Genomic DNA, 16,777 nt, shown 5'->3' with positions numbered 1-16,777 from the left:
ACTAATCATCAACGCTTAGCGTTATGCTAAACCGTTAGTCAAAAGCCGCTCTCTTTATTGAGGGTGGCTTTTTTTATAGTCCAAAGACAAGTATCGATTGTCTGTAGGGTAGGTTAGCTTAAGCATAACCCACCGAATTTGCTACACGATTGAATATCGATTTTGCAGATATTTGTGGTAAAGGAATAATGATGCTAACTATAGATTTACTCAATAAAAGATCATCTAACACTCAAAGTAGTATTCAAACCGCTGCAGACATCGAAAGTATTATTCAACCGCAAGATGCTTGGAGTTATCAGACAATAGTAGAGTTGCTTGCACAAGATAGTGTTGATTTATTGGTCGTTTATCAAAGCGATAAAGTCGTTAGCTACTGTCTTTATCAGGTCGTTTTTGAGCAGGCGGAAATATTACGCATAGGCACGCATCCTGACTATCAGCGTCAAGGTATTGCTTCAAACCTATTTGCTAAGTTAAACGAGAAGCTACAAGAGCTAGATGTTGAGAGTTTACTGTTAGAGGTAAGAGCCGATAATGCGCCGGCGATAGCTTTGTATGAGCAGCAAGGTTTTGAGACGATCCACCAGCGTAAAGGTTATTACACAACCGCGCATCAGACAGCTGTCGATGCTTTAATTATGCAGCTAAATTATAAAAAATGAAGCGAAGGAGAATTAATAAGATTATCGATGATAAGGAAGCGTAGAGCTGTTATTTTTACAATCTTCTATCGAAGGCACGTAACTATCATCCTCTTGCATACGCGTTAGCAGAGTAATGCGCTGGGTTAACATCTCCACCATAAGGTTGATATTGGCTTGTTGTTTTTTGACTTGTTCCAGCTTTTGCTGAGTGACGAGCAGTTGCTCATCAAGATTCAAATTACCATCGTAATAATCATCAAGGCTATTTTTTATCTCAGTAAGGGTAAAACCAATAGCCTGCGCGCTTTTAATCAGTTCAATACGCTCGATACATTCGGGATGAAACTCAGTGTATAAGCGCGAACCCGCTTGCCGCTTACGAGACTTCAGCAGCCCTAGCTCGTCATAATGACGCACGGTATCTTTGGTGGTATTGGCTTTTTTTGCTAAAGCCCCAATGAGTAAAAACGCAGTATCCGGCATCGTGGCCTCTTTTCGTATGTCAATCTTATCGACTAAATGTCATTTGTCTATTATCAAATAGTGGCAGTCTAAAGTGACCAGATTTTTGAATGCTCATCAGAGCTATCCAGCCTAGCCACAGGCACAGGCTGATGGGGCTGAGTGGGCCAGCTAACAGCGCCTTTATTTAATAATTGCTCTAGCTGAGCCAAAAACTGACTGCGGCTGAGGGTAGTCGCGCCTAAGCTTAGTAGATGATCATTAGGCAGTTGACAATCGACTAGCGCCACGCCGCTGTCAACGCAGAGCTGCATCAAGCCCCAGAACGCTAATTTTGAGGCGTTAGAGGCACGATGAAACATCGACTCACCAAAATAAATGTGGCCAATTTTTAGTCCATAAAGCCCGCCTATCAGCTGTCCATTCTCATCCCACACTTCTACGCTATGAGCGAAACCATAGCGATGCAGCTCGGTATAAGCTTCGATCATCTCCTCATGAATCCAAGTGTGCTCACCCTCAGGCTGTTTATCATTAACACCATTACTACGCGGCAAACTACAAGCATGAATGACTTCATCGAATGCTTGATTGACCGTTAACTGCCAACGCGAGCGCCGAGCTTGTTTACGTAGTGATTTGCTAGGCTGATAGTCGCTTGGCGCAATGACGCAGCGCGGCTCAGGGCACCACCAAGCAATAGGTTCATCTTCATTAAACCAAGGAAATAGCCCCTGCGCATAAGCCGATATCAGCGTTTCAGGAGCCAAGTCGCCACCTAGTGCTATCACGCCGTAGCCGTCAGGATCGGCCTCATTAGGATTGGGGAAGTCATAGCGACCAAGACTTTTAATAGTTTTATAAAAAGTCTCAGGCGTCATATTATTGATATCGAGCTTATTGAGCATAATGGTTCTTAATTTGATGGCTACTTCGTTTTAATCGATTGTCAATGTTGACGCATAAGTATGATCGGTGGCGATGGTTTCGCCAATAGCGTCTAAGTATTTTTCAGCATCGAGAGCGGCCATACAACCAGTACCTGCTGAGGTGATTGCTTGACGATAAACATGATCAGCGACGTCACCTGCAGCAAAAACGCCATCAATACTCGTTTGGGTAGCATTACCATTGATACCGCTATTGACGATGATATAACCATCATTCATCTCAAGCTGACCTTTGAACATGTCGGTGTTAGGCTTATGGCCAATAGCGATAAATATGCCATGAGTATCTAGTTGTTTGCTGCTGCCATCTTCGGTCGATTCGATAACGACGCCATTGACACCCATATCATCACCCACAACTTCTTTTACGGTGTGGTTCCACTCTATTTTAACATTGCCATTTTTGGCTTTCTCGAACAGTTTGTCTTGTAGGATTTTCTCAGAGCGCAGGCTGTCACGGCGATGCACTAAAGTGACTTCTGAGGCAATATTGGATAGATACAGTGCTTCTTCAACAGCCGTATTACCGCCACCGATGACCGCGACTTTTTGGTCTTTATAAAAGAACCCGTCACAAGTGGCACAAGCGGATACGCCTAAGCCTTTGAATTTTTCTTCTGACTCTAAGCCCAAATACTGAGCTGAGGCGCCAGTTGAGATAATGAGCGCATCACAAGTGTAGCTGCCATTATTACCAATCAAAGTAAAAGGACGCTCATTTAACTTTACTTCGTTGACGTGATCATAGACCAGCTCTGTACCGAAGCGCTCGGCATGCGCTTTCATGCGATCCATTAGCGCCGGACCTGTTAAATCATGAGCATCACCTGGCCAGTTATCGACTTCAGTTGTCGTGGTTAACTGTCCGCCGACTTCTAGGCCGGTAATCATGACAGGCTTAAGATTGGCACGCGCTGCATAGACAGCTGCGGCGTAACCTGCAGGGCCTGAACCTAAAATAATGAGTTTTTCGTGACGTGGCGCTGTAGTGTCAGTTGCCATAAAATATTCCTTACTAATGATTTAATGAACTGATTATAAATATGAAGCGTTATAAGTTATTAAAATTAATGATTAAAAATTGCGACTAAGATGGTTTTTGTCATTGCGATGTGATAATAACATAAGGGCAGCGGGTAAAAAGTGCAAGTTTGCTAAAACAAACATCACTATGATAAGAACTAAACGATAGCTCAAAATTAAAGCCGCTTTATTGATAACAGACTCGCCACTTTGGCTAGGTATTTGCTATCATAACCAGTTATGTAAAAAGCAGTAAAAGCCATGGAAACAGCGACTTGTAAATATAAAGCTATCTAGATGGCGCTTTATGGTTCACAGGCTTTAGAGTTAAAGAAGCAAGTCAGCATATAAGCAAGCCTATAAACACCTAAGCACGATTGTGAGTAATCGTGTGTCACCACTTATTTAGTATCAATATATTGATAAAGGCAGATCCTACGTGATATCAGCAGCAGTTATAGACTATTTAAAAAAAGGGATATTTACCATTCTTGGGTTAATGCTGGCAGTCTATCTGTTCATTATCTTGATGACATATACCGGTAATGATCCTAGCTGGTCACATATCAGTAGTGATATGACCACTATCAATAATATGGGCGGCGCGACAGGCGCGTGGTTGTCCGATTTGCTTTATAGCTTTTTTGGTTTTAGCGCTTGGTGGCTGCTGGTATTTATGGTTTACGAGTCTATCTTGATTTGGTGGAATAACAAACCGACTTTTTGGGTGCTACGTTTGGTGGCTTATATCTTTTTGCTATTGAGTGCCAGCGCTCTATTTGCGCAATTGATGGCTTTGATTCAGCAAGTGGCAGATCCGGTCACATCAGGTCTCAAAGGCGTGGCTGGTGGCATTATCGGCCTCGAGTTACAAGCGCGCTTAGCGCTGTTATTGACTAAATGGGGTAGCCTGTTATTTCTAAGCGCTTTTGTGATAGTGACGGCTACTTTTGCCTTTAATATTCATTGGTTATCGCTATATCACAGATTAACTGATCTGCATTGGTTCGGTTCTGGTATCGGCAATACGGCTAGCACAGGCTCACTTGAGAATGACAACGCTCTTGATAGCAATGCCTTGATTACCGATGATGAAGCTGACGTAGCAAATCAAAGCAGTGATAGTTTTACTAAAGCAGCCGACTATGAGCAGCTACCACTTGAGCTACAAGAAGCGTCTAGCGCTACCGCCCAAAATAGCAGCCGCTTTAGTCATGTGTTGACCGACTTTCTAGCTAAGTCAGGATTGGGTGCTAGTGTCAAAGAGGCGATAGCTAGCGCTGAAGCGGCAGCTACTAACAAAGCTATGGCAGATCATCTACAGCCCGCTACCGCTACTGCGAATACAGATCGCGCTCAGAGCTTAGCCCATCCGCGTCAACAAAATACTAGTGCAACTGCCGCGCCGATACGCAAAGTTGAGCCCAGCTTCGCTTGGAATGATGATGACATGGTGGCTGATTTGCTTGCTCGTGAATCAGCTACTGAGCAAGGGGCACCTGCACCCGCTGTATCGCCGACTACTATGGATCAGGCAGAGCAGGGCAGTCAAGTCAATCGCATGACTCATTTAGAGTCTGAGCAAGCGGCGACTGATGAACCGAAAGGAATAACTGAAACTCATAACGAAACATTAGATAGCTCAGTCATGCCGACACCATCAGCTCAAGTTGATGGTTTAGCCGATGCTTGGTTAGCCGAACATAGCGCCGTCGAACAAGCGCCCAATACTGATCAATTAAGTGCTAAGCAAGCTGAGGCAGATAGCACGCAAACAGCTAGCACTGAAATAAATAACAGGGAAACAGCGGCTAGTGAAAATATTGCTATTGAATCAACTGCGGCTACTAATCCCATAACAAAACTTGCAGTCGCCGCTGCGGTGGTCACAGAAAATGCAGCTACGAAAGCGGCATCAATAGCTATCCCTGCTAGTGAGCAAGCGCCTACAGCTAATACCTCCTCGCTTGCAGATATGACCCCAACTAATACACCGCCGTCCAATCCAAAAGAAGCGCCAAAAGCGCAGAAAATAGATGACGAGTTACCAGTAGAGTCAGCACCAGTGACAAAACCTGCAGTTAGCTTTGCGGTACCTGATGGCGATGCGAGCAATCATATTACTGATATGATGCCCGAAGACAATAGCCCGGCGAGTAGCGAGGATTTGGATGAGCCCTTCATGCCGGATATTCATGATGATGAAGCCTTTGCCAAACGCTCAAGATCGATGCAAACCGCTCAGTACCGCAGTAGTCTCAGTAAGATCCCAGAGCTTGCTATTCTCGATAAGCCTGATCCTGATCGCGAGCCGAGCTACACCGTAGCAGAGCTTGATCAACTCTCAGAGCTACTAGAGATCAAACTCCAAGAGTTCAATGTCAAAGCCGAAGTCGTACAAGCGATTCCAGGACCAGTAGTTACCCGCTTTGAGGTCGAGCTTGCTGCGGGGATCAAAGCCAGTAAAGTCACAGGTATCTCACGTGATTTGGCTCGCTCCTTGTCTATGGCCTCATTGCGCGTGGTCGAGGTCATCCCTGGTAAGCCTTATATCGGTATCGAGGTACCTAATAAGCAGCGCGAAATGGTACGCTTAATTGAGCTATTAAATACCGAAAAGTATAAAGACCCTAACGCGCAAATCAGTATGGCGATGGGTAAAGACATCGGCGGTAAACCGATCATTACTGATCTGGCACGCGCGCCGCATATGTTAGTCGCTGGTACCACAGGCTCTGGTAAGTCGGTGCTGGTCAACTCTATGTTGCTCTCGATGCTACTGAAATATACCCCCAATGAGCTCAGATTGATTCTCATTGATCCCAAGCAGCTTGAGCTAGCTAATTATAATGAGATTCCACATCTGCTGACGCCTGTGGTAACTGATATGACGGAGGCGGCCAGTAGCTTGTCTTGGTGTGTGGCAGAGATGGAGCGCCGTTATCAGCTGATGAGTTTGCTAAAGGTGCGTAAACTCAATGAGTTCAATAAAAAGGTGCTCGCCGCTGAAAAGGCAGGCAAGCCGATGCTTGATCCTTTATGGCGTCCCAACGATAATGTCAGTATCGACCAAGCGCCTAAGCTAAAAACGCTACCGATGATCGTTATCGTCGCCGATGAGTTTGCCGATATGATAATGCAAGTTGGCAAACAAGCCGAAGAGCTGATCACCCGTCTTGCGCAAAAATCGCGGGCTTCTGGTATTCATTTGATGCTAGCGACTCAGCGCCCCTCAGTCGATGTGATTACCGGCCTGATCAAAGCCAATATCCCAGTACGTGCTGCTCTACGAGTCAACTCAAAAGTCGATTCGCGGACGATTTTGGATAGCGGCGGCGCTGAAGACATGCTCGGTAATGGTGATATGCTGTTTTTAGGACCAGGTCAAATTGAGCCTGATCGAGTGCATGGCGCTTATGTCAGTGATGAAGAGGTCAACCGCGTCTGTGACGCGTGGCGTGAGCGCGGCGCTCCAGACTATATCGATAATATGGCGGGCAATTTTGAATTATCGAGTTCTGGCAGTGGTAGCTCTGGCGCTAGCGCGTCAGGCGAAGATGACGATCTTTATAATGATGCGGTTGCCTTTATTATGGAGACGCGCAAAGTCTCCGCATCGTCCATTCAGCGCAAATTCAGCATTGGTTATAACCGCGCCGCGCGTATTGTCGATTCGATGGAAGAAGCGGGCCTTGTCAGCTCAATGGGTAAAAGCGGTAAGCGTGAACTGCTGATGTAAGTCTATAATAAAATGTCAAAAAACGAGCTACGCAAATAGCTCGTTTTTTTGTGCAAATTTTGCTTTAGCTTAATACTAAGATATAGTATTTGCTTATATAATTGACAAAACTAACAGCTATGCAAGGATGCTCTATGTTTAAAGAATACACCCAATTTGACGCGCTAGGCTTAGCCAAGCTCGTCAGCAAAGGCGAAGTCAGCGCCAAAGAATTACTCGATAGTGCCGTCGCACGCGCCAATAAGCTCAACCCCAAACTAAACGCCATCATTCACCGTTTCGATGAGCGTGCTTATGATAAAGCGCAAGCGGGACTACCGTCTGGCGCTTTTACCGGTGTACCTTATTTGCTAAAAGACTTATCTTTTAGTTTTGAAGGTGAGCCTTTGACCATGGGTAGCCGCAGCGTCAATATCATGTCAGATTACGATAGCGAAATTGTCAAACGAATGAAAGCCACAGGGGTCAATACCTTTGGCAAGACTAATACGCCTGAGTTTGGCCTGATTATTACCACTGAGCCTAAGGCTCATGGCGCCACTCATAATCCGTTTAAAAAAGGCTATAGCTCTGGCGGCTCATCGGGTGGTAGTGCCGCTGCAGTAGCGAGTGGTATCGTACCGATGGCAGGCGCAGGTGATGGCGGCGGCTCTATTCGTTTTCCAGCCGCTTGGTGCGGTACTTTTGGCTTCAAACCTAGCCGTGGTCGCAACCCTATGGGGCCTAAGGTTGGAGAGGGCTGGGAAGGCGCGGTCGCTGATCACGTGATTACCCGCAGCGTGCGTGATAGTGCCGCGATGCTCGATGCCACTAGCGGTGCTGAAATTGGCGCGCCGTTCGTGATTGCATCGCCAAAAGGGAGCTTTTTAGAAGCGGCGATGCGCGAACCCAAACCGCTAACAATTGCCCTGCATCAGCAGCCACTGATTGCCGGTACGGTCGTGGATAAAGAGGTGTTGGCGGTACTTGAGCATACTGCTAAGCAGCTAGAATCCATGGGGCATCGTGTGGTGCCTGCCGAGCCGAATATCAATATAGAGCAGTTCTGGCATGACTTTATGGTGGTAGTCTGTACGCATACTGCCTTTACTATCGATGATATTGCGCATAATTATGGTGCTCATCACATTAAAAAACTAGAGCCACAAACCCAAAACATGGCGCTACTAGGACGTTCCTTATCGGCAGTTGATTTAGCGCACGCTAAGCAAGGCTGGCATGACAGCCAATATCAGACGGGATTATTGTTAGAGACCTACGACATGATTTTGTGTCCGACTGTTCCGACAACAGCGGTCAAGCACGGCGTATTGCCGCCAAGTGTGATGGATGAGATGCTGATGCGTAGTGCTGAGGTGCTCAATAAAGGGATCGATATGGGTAAGTATGCTTTTAGCTCTGGCATGATAGAGAAGCTCAGCCATCCGGTATTGAGTAAGATGGCTTTTACTTTATTAGGTAACGTCACCGGCCTACCGGCAGTTTCTGTACCCGTAGGCATGAGTAAAAAAGGCTTACCTATTGGCATGCAGCTGATCGGGCGCATGAATGATGAAACGACATTATTCAGTGTGGCAGGTGAGATGGAGCGGGCTGGCATGTTTACTAAGCCTGCCTTTGCAAAGTAGCCTAAATATAGATCACGCTAATCAAAGCGGTAAATATCCATCCCTAAGCTGTGGTGCGCCATGCTTTGATGCACGACACTGACGCGTTGTCCTACGCCTAGGGCAAAAAACAACGGCAGTAAATGCTCATCGCTCGGATGAATATCTTTATAATTAGGATACTGCTGCCAGTTTAAGGCGGCAGGGATATCGGTTTTTAGCTGCTGCAATAACCACAGCTTAAAGTCCTTTGCTGTCTTATCCACGCTATCGGCTTCCCAGCGCAGTGCTTGCAGATTATGAGTAATATTGCCTGAGCCGATGATTAGGATTTGCTGTTCACGTAGACGAGCAAGCTGCGCGCCTAATTGATAGCAAGCAATGCTGTCATAATGCTGAGGTAAAGATATTTGCACCACAGGCACATCTGCCTGCGGATAAAGATGGCGAAGCGGCGACCAAACGCCGTGATCGCTGACTCGTAACGGGTTGGCCGCGGTATTGATACCGCGTGCGCTGAGCTGCTGCGCCAAAGACTCAGCAAGTGGAGCGTGACCTAGAGCCGGGTATTGTAGCTCATGTAGCTGTTGACTGAAGCCTGAAAAGTCATGCCAAGTCTTCGGCTGTGGATTACTGCTAATCTCAAGCTTAGTAGACACCCAGTGCGCCGACATAATGATAATGGCTCGCGGCTTAGGTAGGTTTTGTCCGATGCGGGCTAGCGCGCTGGTAGTCGCGGACTGCTCGATAGCTAAGGTCGGCGCTCCATGTGAAATAAATAAAGCAGGCAATCTTGCCGCGTTAGTCAAGCCCATAGGCGCATCTAACCAGGCGGCCGCACCGCTGATAGGCGTAGTCGTATCATGTCTCTCATGCTGGGGGCTGTGATTAGGCTGGCTAGTAGATCTGGCTGACTTTGATTGGTTCATGTCAGCTTTATTAGGGCAGATTCGCGTTTTTCAATCCGTTTAGGTGTTTTAGCTCAGCTCTGGTGCTAGTTGCCACGGTGATAAGGATGATTATTATTGATGCTCATCGCGCGATACAGCTGCTCCATCAGCACGACTCGCACTAGCGGATGCGGCAAAGTGAGCGCTGATAATGACCAGGTCATATCTGCCTTTGCCAGTACTGCCGGTGAGACGCCATCAGCGCCGCCTATTACTAACGCCACATCCATACCTTGTGGCATCACATCGGCAAGTTTGTTCGCTAACTTTTCGGTTGAGAGCATCTTGCCTTTGACGTCGAGCACCCATAATTGCTCATGCCCTGAAGCGTTATGCGCAGCCATTATCGCCTGTCCTTCTTGCTCACGGTACTGTGCTAGATTAGCGACCGATGGGTTTTTTGCTCGTTTTGCCGCAGCAATCTCCACGATTTGGGTGCTGAGCATAGGCTGGATACGTTTGAAATATTCGTCAAACCCGGTCTGTATCCATGTAGGCATTTTATTACCGACGCTCAGTATTCTTATTTTCATGGCAGTTAGTACTCCAATAATTGAGTAAAAATAACAAAAGAAGTCTACGCTTAATTTAATGTAACAAACAAGACTTTTATACCCCTTTTTTTTATGCTTAACTAGCATTCGACAAACAAGAGTCTGTTTTGTCACTTAGTTATATTTTCTATGGACTTAATTAAAATTTTTTACGAAAGGAGTCGTTTATGAGTCGTATTATTATGAATCGCACTGTAGCAAATGTCTTAACCCTTACGGCAGGTGCTCTGTTGTCTACTTCTGTATTTGCCGCTTCATTAGATGGCACTCAGTGGCAAACGGTCGATGACAAAACTGGTGAAAAAAAGGCCATTATTCAGCTAAATGAAAATGGCGGTAAGGTCTCCGGTAAAATCATCAAGGTACTCGATAAACAACAGGCGAAAGCAGTCTGTACTAAATGCCCAGGCAGCCTAAAAAACAAACCAGTCGAAGGGCTGCAGATTCTGACAGGTCTAAAAGCGGACGGTAATAATAAGTGGAGCGATGGCAAACTGGTTGATCCGGAGTCTGGCAAAGTCTACTCAGGGAAAATCACCTTGAGTGACAATGGCCAGAGCTTAGATCTGCGAGGCTACGTAGGTACGCCCTTGTTTGGTCGCTCACAGACTTGGCAGCGTATTAAATAACCCGCTCAGAAAGCCATCAATAAAAAGGATGACCGATTGCTATCAGTCGTCCTTTTTTTGTGGTTATTTTTGCGATACGTTAAATATGATCATCTTAGGTTCAGCCGATCTGATTCTAATAAGCGCGTTAGGAGTCATGAGTCAGCGGTTTAAGCGTCTCAGAGATACCCGTAGTACCTTTATTTTTAGGGATAACGTTCAATGTGGCATCTGACTCGAAAACGATGGCTTCTATTTCATCTAAGTCATGAATACCATTTGCACGCATAACGCTCTCAAGCTCTTGATAAGTTAAACGCTCATCACGCATAGCTTCTGGTAAAAACTGGCCTTGATAAAAAACAATCTTAGGTTCAGACAAAATAAAACTGCTAAACGAAGATGATATAGAAGCGTATTTGGTCACCAAAAACTGTAATAAATAAAGGGTCACAATAGAAGCACCACCCTCAATAAACGGGATGTCCTTGAGCAAGATCGTACTAGCGCCCAATGAGCCGATCATAACGGTCACGATCCAGTCAAAGTTATTAAGCTGCGAGGTTGAGCGCTTGCCCGAGACTTTGGTGGTGACGACAATTAAGATATAGACCAGCACCGCGGTCAGCACAATACGTGCAAGTTTTTCTATATCGTCAAAAAACAGCATATCCATAACGATTACCCCTATTTATATTTTTAGCTACTGATTTTAAATAGCTATTTATTAACGGCAATGAGCAGTTTGCTCAGCCTAACGGATTTTATAGCTTAGGAGAATAAAAGTTTTGTAGTCGTTTGGAATTTAGAGATAAACTAGAAACATTTTAGCTATCGGCAGTGCTCATTTGTGAATGTTCAACACGCCCTAATAAAAATAAGCTCATAGCGCTGTTTTATCTCATCATATCTAGCTTGGCAGTCAATGGTTCAAAAACAGTCATTTTGGGCTTAGCAGTCGATTAAATAGCCAAATACCGACACCGGCGCTAATAAAAGTGAGCAGCATAATCGCGATTAAAGCGACTAATAATGGCAGCGGTTGCTGCAGGCTCATTTCTATAAATACTTGCCGATTGGCTTCATCAAACAACCATAACCAAATGGCTAAAAAGTAAAGAGCGTTCAGCAACCAAACGATAACCGTACCGCCAATTGCTAGTTTACTCATCTCATCTTTACGTATTGCACGGCGTTGATGTTTGATGAATTTATGCACGGCAATAAAGGCACCCACTAAGATAGATAGCAAAGTCACCAATTGCGGATTGAGCGCAATTTTCGTTTGTAGCAGCATCAACAAAGCGCTAGCCAGAATATAACCCACCATAAAAAACCCTAGATATTGCGCTAGTTTGACTGGTGTAGTCGATGGGCTAATCACAGATTGAGCCTTAGATTTACTTAAGTTTGCGGATTTGCGCGACATAAATTTGCCTGTATAAATATATTATAATCAGAATTATTTAGCTCAGACTACTTTTTGGCAGTCCAATCGAGCATAGCATCGAGTACCGGGCGAGCCAGATAAGGATTCAATGCCTCGTCGGTATTGATTACGCCGACTACCGCATAATCTTGTCCGGATTGTCCTTTGACATAACCTGCCATAGCGGTGACATTGTTTAAAGTTCCGGTCTTGATCCAAGCTCGGCCAATAGCTTTTGAGTCTGGCATACGCTCGCTATGATGCATAATCGTCCCACTTACGCCAGCGACGCCAAGTGAGTTGACGTAAGCGTCGAAGCTTGGATGATGGTAAGCAAAGCTCAAAAGCTCATTTAGGTTGGCAGCGGTCACTGTACAATCTCGGCATAGCCCTGAGCCGTTGGTTAGATAAGGTGGGGTAGTGGTTAAATTATTTTGCCACCATTGATTGATCTGCGCTAATGCTTGCGGATAATCAGTCGCTGTTGGTTGCCCAAATTGATAAAGGCTAGTGGCGTTTGGCTTAATATTATTAACTTCAGTCATAGTCTGACTGTTAACGGCGCTGTTATTCGTATCAATAGTATCTGCGCGCTTAGCTTTGTGATAGCTACCTATGGACAACGCCACTTGCTCAGTCATCACATTATTGGAGAAGTGATTGATATCATATATCTGCTGCGCCAAGTTATAAGACGGATAACTAACTAGGGGGAATGGCGATAAAGGCAAAGAAGTTAAGCCAACATGCGAATGATACGCTGCGTAAGGCTTTTCTTGACTGATTATCTCTCCGCTAAGCGTATTGCCAAGCGCCTGCCATTTTGTCGCAATGACACGAGCCGCAAAGTCTTTTGCGTCTGGGTAATTAACATAGAAGACATGCTCACCGCAGCTGTCTGGCAGTTTAGCATTGAGCGTTAGTTTATTTTGCTGCCAGCGCGGCGCTAGGCTATTACGAGCCTGCGAGCAGCGAGCACTACGAACACCTATGTGACTTGGGAGTTGGTAGTTGGCTAATTGCGGCGTATAAGTGAGCTGCGCTTGTCCAGTCGCCAAAGGATGAGTCTTAATAGCGAGACTATTGAAGTTTACTAAGAATCCATCCGGACTAGCATTATAAGGTCGCAGAGGAGCGTTATCGAAGGCGGCCGGATCTTTACTGACGTTATTAAATATCGAGCTATCGACAATGATATCACCGTCAATATGCCGAATGCCGGTTTTTTGCACTTGATAGAGTAGCTGCTCTAAGCGCTCATGCGTCATTTTAGGATCGCCGCTTCCTTGAATGATCAAGTCGCCCTGCAGCCTATCCCCAAGGACGATACCAGTATGATAGACCCGAGTAAACCAAACAAAATCTGCGCCTAGTGTATCGAGCGCCACAAAGCTAGGGATCAGCTTCATTGTGCTAGCAGGAGTACGCGGGATATCAATATTATGGCTAATCAGTGGTATAAGTCGGCGTTTGGCAGTATCTTCAGTATCGCTATAGCGAACGGTACGGCTTTCATTGATTACTAATATTGGTGGCGGGTTTTCTAAGCTTTGATAAGTATAAGGGTCATCGGTATAAGCTTGCAGCTTACGATCTTGTTGCTCAATGGCTTGTTTGTCGACAGTGATAGCTGAATTGGCGGCTTTATTATTGCTATTATTAGCGCTTTGAGCCGCGTTGGTTACAGCTGCTACTTCAGTATCAAGATTACCAACATTCGCGCCATCACCCTCAGTATTGCTATCGATGACTTTTATGATCGCGGGCAAACGACTATGCGTCTTATCACCGAGTGGGGTAATGAGGATACTGATGGTGTCAGCGCTTAGCTCGGCTTTATTTAATGCCGCCTCAATAGAGGCAGGTAGCGCTGCTTGTGAGGTGAGTGGCATTAAGCTAAGAATAGCGCCCGTTAATAATTTTAAGCGTTGGAGGCGCTGATGACGACTAGTAGAGTCAGTAAAACGAGAGGTAAGAAACAGGCTAGAGATTCTAGAGAGTATGGTCATGAGGTATCTGAGCTTAAATCGTAAAACGGCTTATAGTAACATGAGTGGCTATGTGAGTCTTAAAAAGCGTATAAAAGAAAGGTTAAGATAACACTCTCAGCGCACATGTAAAAAAGCCATAGCAGTCATCAGCGCATCATTATAGGCGTCATGACTACCAAATTCAGGAATATTATAATGAGCGAGTATTTTGGATAGTTGCTGTGAAGAGTTGGGCGTATTGGGGTCGCGATCGCCCATACGCTGACTATATAAGCGTCTAACATCAAGCACTTCATTGGGCAAAGTAGTACCCATATATTGCTTGATTAAGGGGTTCAAAAATGCAGTGTCTAGCTGCGGACAAAACCCAACGATAGGGCGATTGTTGATAAAGGGCAGTAGCATTGCGAGCATCTCCTCATAGCTCATACCTTCAGCAACATCGGCGCTACGTAGACCATGAATGATAATAGTATCACGATCGGGCATGACTGGCGGACGACATACCAGATGCAGACCGTTACCAGTATCGATAGTATCGCCGTTGATGTGAATGGCAGCGACCGAGAGCAAATGATGCTTGCGAGGATTGAGACCCGTCATTTCACAATCTATCGCCACCCATTGACCTTCTATAGGAGGCTCAAACATCGAGGCAAGCTCCGCTCGCTGTAGCTGTGTCTTTCGCCATTGGTTTGATAATTGTTTGAGCCAACTCATAAATGTTTGCTTCTTAGTGATAATGATAATGATAATGATAGTGATTGTAGTTGTAAATAAGCAGTAAAGCGCTTAAACCGTATAATTCTGCCTTAACCGATCTCGAGCTGATAGTGCTGGCGTAGCTGGTTCTTAAAGCTCTTCACTACCGCTAAGCACTCTTTTAGTACATCGCGCTCAAGCGCCGATAGGGTCATAGGATCGACTTGCCGAGCATACTTATCATCAGTAGCGAGCGCCACAGCCAACCGCTGACCCATAAAGAACTCTAATGCTTCGCCCAAAGTGGTGGCTCGCTCTTGAGTCAGCACTCCGGCTTGCACCAGCGCCTTTAGCCGATCCCTAGTACTGGGCACGTGCAAGATGTCATATTCTAAGGCCATACTGCGAATACCATGCACTAAAGGAAACAGACCGGACTTTTTGAGATCGATACTCGTATTATTGGTCTTACCCAGTAGAGGCGCAAGCCGCTGCCACCACTGGTTAACATCCCCAAACTGTAGCGCGGCGCGGGCGAATTGACGCACAAACATAGGATCTGAATGACGATGTGCGACTTTGAGATGATCACGAATTTGAGTCAGTAGCGCCTCATCGCCGCAAACATACTCGCCATCGAGTATCGCGGATAGATAGATAGCGTGCATAGGATCAGTGTTCTTAAACCATAAGCTGATCTGCGCTGTAAACTCTGGCAGCGGCTGTCGCCATATTGGGTTGGTCATCATAATATTACCATCACACAGCGGGTAGCCTAGAGCCGCTAATTGATGATTGAAGGTATCAGTATACTCAGCAAGCTTTGGATGACTAAAGCCATCGCGTATAATCAGCGCATTGTCTTGATCGGTACGCATGATCTGCTCGCCGCGTCCTTCAGATCCCATAACGATCATACAAGTGTTTTCCAAGACCTCGCTAGGCACGATAAGCTGCCACAGTTTAGTAAATACCTGCGCATTAAGCGTCTGTACCATGCGACTGACGTTACCAATTTTGACGCCGTTTTGCTGCTGGGCACGGATATAGCGCCCGATCAGTGCGGCGGCAGTATCGATACTAGCAAAATCCTTGGCTTGCTCGATCTGAATACTGATCAGCTGTGAGTGCTGACCGATATAGGCAAGCATATCGCTTTGACCTAAGATACCGGCGACTTGGCCACTATCATCGATGACGGGAAGCCTATGAATACGATAGCGAGTCATGGTCAACAGCGCATCGCCAATCTCACTATCAGCGTTGATAGTACGTAGATTGAAGCTGGCGTAGTCTTGACAAGAGGTAGTTGCCGGATCTCGCTGATCGCTGACAGCTCGGCAAACATCAGCATCAGTCAAAATCCCTAGCTGACTGTCGTCTAAGTCCTCGGCTACATCAGCTAATTGACGTACTAACACGTGCTTCATCCCAACTTTGTTCATGACCTGAGCTGCTTGTTGTAGGCTAGCAGCTGCCTCAACGATATGTACCGGGAGTAAAGTCACATCAGTTACTGGCTGTAGCATGATTTGCTGTACTTCTTGCTGGGCGGTGTAGCCGCTATTACTCAGCGATAGGTTCTGTGACTTAGTGCCTTGGCGCTGTTGTAAGGCTTTTAGCTTCTCGGGTAATTTATCCGAGAGGAGCTGACGCACTAAATGGTTTTGGGCGCTAATTTTATCGATAGCCGCACCATCGATTTGTAAGAGTAGCGTATCCTCACTGGCGCGGTAGTCATATGACAGGACATCTGAGCTAGTGTTCTTTGCCATTTCAGGCGTACGGCGGCTATCGAACCAGTCGTTACTGTGAAAGTGGTCGGAGTGATTGCTACCGAAGTAAGCAGCAACAAAATCGCCTGCGCAGGTCTGCTCGATTTGACCTTTTATCAGCACATAAAAGTAGGTCATATCGTCAGTCATCAAGCGCTCATCGGCTGCTAAATAACGTATTTGCGTGTGTTTTCTGATACTTTGGCGTTCCGCTAAGCTTAACACGTCAAATGGCGGCTGGGTAAAATCAAGAGGGATCATGGCATCATCCGTGATAGCGTTATTAATCCGCTATAGTAAATAAGGTATTTATCTTATTACTATAGCATTATATAAAAAA

14 protein-coding genes are annotated in these 16,777 nt (G+C 45.8%); 4 read left to right on the top strand and 10 right to left on the bottom strand.

Annotated elements, in window-relative coordinates; all coding sequences use genetic code 11:
* The first annotated feature begins 191 nt into the window (after positions 1–191).
* The gene (gene rimI, locus ACS8E3_RS12230) at positions 192–665 is read left to right on the top strand and encodes a ribosomal protein S18-alanine N-acetyltransferase (RefSeq protein WP_439244556.1); all 474 of its coding nucleotides are present in this window, start codon (positions 192–194) and stop codon (positions 663–665) included.
* Positions 666–686: 21 nt separating this feature from the next.
* Here rimI and ACS8E3_RS12225 read toward each other — a convergent pair whose 3' ends face one another.
* From ACS8E3_RS12225 to trxB, 3 genes are all read right to left on the bottom strand, one after another.
* Positions 687–1,130, bottom strand: a complete 444-nt coding sequence (locus ACS8E3_RS12225; RefSeq protein WP_439244554.1) for a MerR family transcriptional regulator — start codon at positions 1,128–1,130, stop codon at positions 687–689.
* Positions 1,131–1,198: 68 nt separating this feature from the next.
* A complete protein-coding gene (gene aat, locus ACS8E3_RS12220) occupies positions 1,199–2,017 on the bottom strand; it encodes a leucyl/phenylalanyl-tRNA--protein transferase (protein WP_439244553.1) in 819 nt (272 codons plus the stop codon).
* Positions 2,018–2,047: 30 nt separating this feature from the next.
* Positions 2,048–3,061, bottom strand: a complete 1,014-nt coding sequence (gene trxB / locus ACS8E3_RS12215) for a thioredoxin-disulfide reductase (RefSeq protein WP_439244551.1) — start codon at positions 3,059–3,061, stop codon at positions 2,048–2,050.
* 460 nt (positions 3,062–3,521) lie between these two features.
* Between trxB and ACS8E3_RS12210 the strand changes: the two genes are divergently transcribed.
* Both ACS8E3_RS12210 and ACS8E3_RS12205 read left to right on the top strand, forming a co-directional pair.
* Positions 3,522–6,821: a DNA translocase FtsK 4TM domain-containing protein gene (locus tag ACS8E3_RS12210; RefSeq protein ID WP_439244549.1), complete on the top strand. Its 3,300-nt coding sequence runs from the start codon at positions 3,522–3,524 to the stop codon at positions 6,819–6,821.
* 134 nt (positions 6,822–6,955) lie between these two features.
* Positions 6,956–8,449, top strand: coding sequence for an amidase (locus ACS8E3_RS12205; protein WP_439244548.1), 1,494 nt, complete (start codon positions 6,956–6,958; stop codon positions 8,447–8,449).
* A gap of 17 nt (positions 8,450–8,466) precedes the next feature.
* Here ACS8E3_RS12205 and ACS8E3_RS12200 read toward each other — a convergent pair whose 3' ends face one another.
* Both ACS8E3_RS12200 and rlmH read right to left on the bottom strand, forming a co-directional pair.
* Entirely contained in the window at positions 8,467–9,243 is a 777-nt protein-coding gene (locus ACS8E3_RS12200) for a DODA-type extradiol aromatic ring-opening family dioxygenase (RefSeq protein ID WP_439244558.1), read from the bottom strand.
* Between the two features lie 179 nt (positions 9,244–9,422).
* Positions 9,423–9,911, bottom strand: coding sequence for a 23S rRNA (pseudouridine(1915)-N(3))-methyltransferase RlmH (gene rlmH / locus ACS8E3_RS12195; RefSeq protein WP_439244547.1), 489 nt, complete (start codon positions 9,909–9,911; stop codon positions 9,423–9,425).
* 188 nt (positions 9,912–10,099) lie between these two features.
* Here rlmH and ACS8E3_RS12190 point away from each other — a divergent pair, with 188 nt between their 5' ends.
* Positions 10,100–10,561: a DUF2147 domain-containing protein gene (locus ACS8E3_RS12190; RefSeq protein ID WP_439244545.1), complete on the top strand. Its 462-nt coding sequence runs from the start codon at positions 10,100–10,102 to the stop codon at positions 10,559–10,561.
* A 127-nt stretch (positions 10,562–10,688) separates the two neighbouring features.
* Here the strand turns inward: ACS8E3_RS12190 and ACS8E3_RS12185 are convergent, their stop codons facing one another.
* From ACS8E3_RS12185 to ACS8E3_RS12165, 5 genes are all read right to left on the bottom strand, one after another.
* The gene (locus tag ACS8E3_RS12185) at positions 10,689–11,216 is read right to left on the bottom strand and encodes a DUF421 domain-containing protein (RefSeq protein WP_439244543.1); all 528 of its coding nucleotides are present in this window, start codon (positions 11,214–11,216) and stop codon (positions 10,689–10,691) included.
* 264 nt (positions 11,217–11,480) lie between these two features.
* The gene (locus tag ACS8E3_RS12180) at positions 11,481–11,969 is read right to left on the bottom strand and encodes an ABZJ_00895 family protein (protein ID WP_439244541.1); all 489 of its coding nucleotides are present in this window, start codon (positions 11,967–11,969) and stop codon (positions 11,481–11,483) included.
* 47 nt (positions 11,970–12,016) lie between these two features.
* Positions 12,017–13,978, bottom strand: a complete 1,962-nt coding sequence (locus ACS8E3_RS12175) for a D-alanyl-D-alanine carboxypeptidase/D-alanyl-D-alanine-endopeptidase (protein WP_439244540.1) — start codon at positions 13,976–13,978, stop codon at positions 12,017–12,019.
* Positions 13,979–14,074: 96 nt separating this feature from the next.
* Positions 14,075–14,680 (bottom strand): 3'-5' exonuclease, encoded by a 606-nt coding sequence (locus ACS8E3_RS12170; protein WP_439244539.1) that lies wholly within the window; start codon positions 14,678–14,680, stop codon positions 14,075–14,077.
* A 92-nt stretch (positions 14,681–14,772) separates the two neighbouring features.
* Positions 14,773–16,698, bottom strand: a complete 1,926-nt coding sequence (locus ACS8E3_RS12165) for a DUF294 nucleotidyltransferase-like domain-containing protein (protein ID WP_439244537.1) — start codon at positions 16,696–16,698, stop codon at positions 14,773–14,775.
* Between the last annotated feature and the right edge of the window lie 79 nt (positions 16,699–16,777).

The organism is Psychrobacter sp. 2Y5 (genome assembly GCF_051847375.1).
Classification (GTDB): Bacteria; Pseudomonadota; Gammaproteobacteria; order Pseudomonadales; family Moraxellaceae; genus Psychrobacter.
This window is presented reverse-complemented; position numbering and strand designations above follow the sequence as displayed.